This is a genomic window from Clostridioides sp. ES-S-0049-02, assembly GCF_020658465.1.
GTDB lineage: Bacteria > Bacillota > Clostridia > Peptostreptococcales > Peptostreptococcaceae > Clostridioides.
In genome coordinates this window covers 1-3,926 of record NZ_JACVWG010000035.1, presented here as the reverse complement: position 1 = coordinate 3,926, position 3,926 = coordinate 1, and the positions used below count along the sequence as shown (strand labels likewise).

Annotated in this window: 5 protein-coding genes and 1 pseudogene; all 6 read left to right on the top strand. The window is 24.9% G+C overall.

What is annotated here, in order from left to right; translation table 11 throughout:
- Nucleotides 1-832 (top strand): annotated as a pseudogene (locus IC213_RS20180) (hypothetical protein); the annotation flags it as partial.
- Between the two features lie 102 nt (nucleotides 833-934).
- Nucleotides 935-1,186 (top strand): hypothetical protein, encoded by a 252-nt coding sequence (locus IC213_RS20175; protein WP_227436827.1) that lies wholly within the window; start codon nucleotides 935-937, stop codon nucleotides 1,184-1,186.
- Nucleotides 1,186-1,494 carry a hypothetical protein gene (locus IC213_RS20170; protein WP_227863566.1) on the top strand — a complete coding sequence of 103 codons (309 nt, stop codon included), beginning with the start codon at nucleotides 1,186-1,188 and terminating at the stop codon, nucleotides 1,492-1,494. The genes IC213_RS20175 and IC213_RS20170 overlap by 1 nt, the downstream gene beginning before the upstream one ends.
- A gap of 86 nt (nucleotides 1,495-1,580) precedes the next feature.
- Nucleotides 1,581-2,702 (top strand): PcfJ domain-containing protein, encoded by a 1,122-nt coding sequence (locus IC213_RS20165; protein WP_227863565.1) that lies wholly within the window; start codon nucleotides 1,581-1,583, stop codon nucleotides 2,700-2,702.
- Nucleotides 2,696-3,133 (top strand): hypothetical protein, encoded by a 438-nt coding sequence (locus IC213_RS20160; RefSeq protein ID WP_227863564.1) that lies wholly within the window; start codon nucleotides 2,696-2,698, stop codon nucleotides 3,131-3,133. Before IC213_RS20165 ends, IC213_RS20160 begins: the two co-directional genes overlap by 7 nt.
- Nucleotides 3,134-3,349: 216 nt before the next feature.
- Entirely contained in the window at nucleotides 3,350-3,910 is a 561-nt protein-coding gene (locus IC213_RS20155) for a hypothetical protein (protein WP_227863563.1), read from the top strand.
- Nucleotides 3,911-3,926: the final 16 nt, after the last annotated feature.

Below are 3,926 nucleotides of genomic sequence, written 5' to 3'. Positions count from 1 at the left end.
AAATAATGGAAACATAGAAAAAACATCTAAAATAACAGAATACGCACTAAAAAGAGGTGTGAATATTTTTAATCCTAAATTTAGATTCTCCAAGTCTGAATATTTCTTTGATAAAAAAACAAATAGTATTTATAAAGGTATTGAATCTATTAAATTTTTAAATTCTGATATAGGAGAGTATCTATATTCTCTTAAAGATAATAAATATGATTCATTTTTAGAACTATTGAATGACTTGCAAGGACATATAAACTCCAAACAATTATCTATACTAATTAAATTAGATTTCTTTGAGGAATTTGGAAAGTCTAGCAAACTTTTAAAAGTTTATGATATTTACAACTCAATCTATAATAAAAAACAATTTAAAAAAGATAGTTTACCATGTGATATAAAGGTTATGAGAAAATACTCTAATAAAGAAACAGAAAAAAAGTTTAAAGAGGTAGATACGAAAGAATTATGCTCCTATCTTGTAAATCAAATAGAAAGTGTTGATATCCCAATTAGTAAAAAAATACAAACTAATTTTGAGTTTGTAGGTTCATGTAATATAAAAGACAATAATTCAAATCCAAGACATTGTTTGGTAATAGATATAGATACTAAATATTCTCCTAAACTCACACTATACAATCTAAAATCAGGCAATAAAAAAATTCTAAAAGTAAGTAAAGTTGTTTTTGAGGACAATAAAATTGATGTTTATGATTTGATTTATTTAAAATCAATTGAAGAAAGAGCTAAATATAAAAAAGTAGATGAAAAATGGATTAAAAGTAATACAGAAACGGAATGGTGGATTCGGGAATATTGGAAAATAGAAAATTAAAAATATGACCTCGTATATGGCTTTCTAAGGCTTTGTATAAAATACTGTTTATATTTGTACCTTATAATCTCAAAATGGCATATAAGAGGCAGGTGAAAGGCAGTGATTTCAATACTTATAGATGAACAAAGATACCGTGATTTATTAGAGACAAATAGAGAATTAAATACTAAAATTGATGAATTAAATGAAGAAATACTCTTTTTACAAGAAGAGAATAAAGAGTATGGAGGAGTTTTGGAAAAGTGGCAAAATGTAAAAGAAGAAATTAAATCTGCATATGAAATTAGAAGAAAACTAAATAGGAAATATGGAAAATTAGAAATGATATGGCACAAAATTGAGGATTTGTAATGAAAACAAATAAAATATATGAAAAAAATGAATACATTATTATTAAAGTCCGAAATGGATATATTGTCTATAATACTAATAAGATATTTGAGGAAGGTCACACTCATCTTAAATGTTATAATGCTGCTAAAACTGCAATTGATTTAGCTATTAAAAAAAAGATTCCTAGAAGTCATTCTTTATACTTCCTTACAAGTTTAATAAGAATTTCTAATGATATAAATTATATAAAGAACATAAATACTATTATAAACACAAGAAATAGAAAATATCCTAAAGAAAAATATATAAACTTTAAAAATAATTAAAAAAAATATTGAGAACATAGAAGGTATATGATATAATGTAAATATAAACAGAACAGAGGAGGTAAAAAAGGGGGGGAGGTTACTATTTGAAAGCATATAAAAATAAACAATTTTTAGTGTTTGAATTTGAGGATGCTAAAAATGTAAAATATAATTTAGCAACAGGAGAGTGTATAGGGAAATCAGGCAAAGTTGTAAAAGACATATGTACACAACTTAGAGGATACAATCTAGAAGAAGTAATAAACTCTTTTGAAGAAGAACATTATAAAAAATTTCTAAAATTCGTTGATGAGAGAGTAAACAGAAGTAAAAATAGTAGAACATGGGGAAGAAAAGTAAACAGAATAAGAAACATAGGTAGTTTTTTAAATGAAATACAGAATTATTCTAAATATGAACAATTATTTTCAGCAGGACTGAAGAAGGTGATTTATCCTATATACTGTGAAATAAAAGATATACCAAAAGGTCTTATTTCTATTTGTAGGAATTATAATATAACCTTGAATGAAAAACTAATACATAATTATAATGAAAATCCCAATCTATATAATAATCTGTTAAGCTTAGAATTGAATTCAATAAGAAAATCTGATTTAATATCGCTTCTTGATTATGGTTATTATAGAACAATATTTGATAGATTAATAGATACATATAAATATAAGCCTCAATCGCTTATAAATTATATAGATAATCTAATGACATATGAAGCATTAAATGGACTTGAAAGTACTCTAAATGAATTATATGATTATGTCATTATGATGAGTGCAATAAGTGATAAATACGAAAAATATCCAAGACATTTCTTGACAACTCATAAAATAGCATCCCGAAATTATAATCGACTTAAAACTGAATTTGAAGAAGAAATATTCAATAAAAGAATAGATAAAACATTAGAATATACCTATCAAGATTATAAATTTATATACCCTAAAACTACAAATGAAATTAAAGATGAAGCAGTACAACAAAATAATTGTGTAAGTAGCTATATTAAAAATGTTATAGATGGAAAGTGTCATATATTATTTATGAGAAAAAAAGATAATATAAGTAAGAGCTTAGTAACAATTGAAGTTAGAGATGGGAAAATAGTACAAGCTAAAGGTAAGTATAATAGAGATGTTAATGAAAAAGAACAAGAAGCAATTGATAAATATAATGATAGAATAGAAAGGATGAAAAAAGTATGTTAATAGAAGGAAATAAAATAAAATTAATAAAGGAAATACAAGGTCTTGGAATGTTAAAAATAGGAGATACATTTATAGTTACACATATAGAAAATAATGGAAATATACATTTTAAAACAGATTATGGAATGGGATTTATGAGTTATAGTGAATTTAAGGAGCATTTTGAAATAGTAAATAATAAAGAAAAAAGAAAATATACTTGGGATGATTGGAAAATGAGAACTTCTCTTAGTATGGGGGATACATACATATATAGAACGAATCATAAAAAAGTTATGATTAATAAAGATGGATTTAAAGCTTCATCTACTTGCCATGATGTAGACGAATTTGATTTAGATAAAGGTATTAAGTTATGTCTAGCTAGAATTGAAGTAAAAAAAGCAAAAAATAACTTAAATTTATTATTAGATGAAATAAACAATAAATAATTTTAGGAGTTATTATTATGAATTGTGAATTCAAGAATAGATGTAAAAATAGATACACAGATTGTGACATTTGTTGTTATAATCCAAGTGCATATTTAGAAGATGCGTTTGAATGGAATTGAGAAGGAAAAGAACCGACTGAAGAAGAATTAGATGATGCTCTTGTAGAATAAATAAGTATTTAAAATTATCATTTTAATATGATTGGAGGTATTTATGAGGTGGAGAAATATACTAGTAACAAGTGTTTTAGTAATGAGTAGTAGTATACATATATTTGCTAATACTGAAGAAATGAGTACTAGTAAGATGGATAAAAATATTGTAGCAGATACAGCTAAAAATATTAACTTAATGTATAAATATGAGTGGGAGCAACACAAAAATAGCTCTGTATATAAATTAGAAATCAAGAGAATTAATTTAGAAAAGGAGTTAGGAATAAAAATAGAAAAATTAATTCCTGTAACATGGGAAGTAAGTTACTATACTTCTTTAAACTGTGAAAATAGTAAATATGGAGCTGTTACAGCTACAGGAGAAAAATTACAATATGGATTTGTGGCCAATAATCATCTTAAATTTGGAACTAAAATATTAGTTGATGGAAATTTAAAGGTGGTTAAAGATAGGGGTTCTAATAGATATTTTGGTACTTCTAATGCTATAGATGTATTTGTACCAAGATTAAACAAGGAGAGTGATTCTAAATATTATAAGAGAGTAAATAATATGGGAAGGCATTATAAAGAAGGGTATATTATAGTTGAAGATTAGGAGTTGGTAAGTTGAA

Bases quoted from the DNA above. Each gene is read 5' to 3' on its own strand.
- IC213_RS20170 (WP_227863566.1), top strand. From the start codon at position 1,186: ATGAAAACAAATAAAATATATGAAAAAAATGAATACATTATTATTAAA.
- IC213_RS20160 (WP_227863564.1), top strand. From the start codon at position 2,696: ATGTTAATAGAAGGAAATAAAATAAAATTAATAAAGGAAATACAAGGT.
- IC213_RS20155 (WP_227863563.1), top strand. From the start codon at position 3,350: ATGAGGTGGAGAAATATACTAGTAACAAGTGTTTTAGTAATGAGTAGT.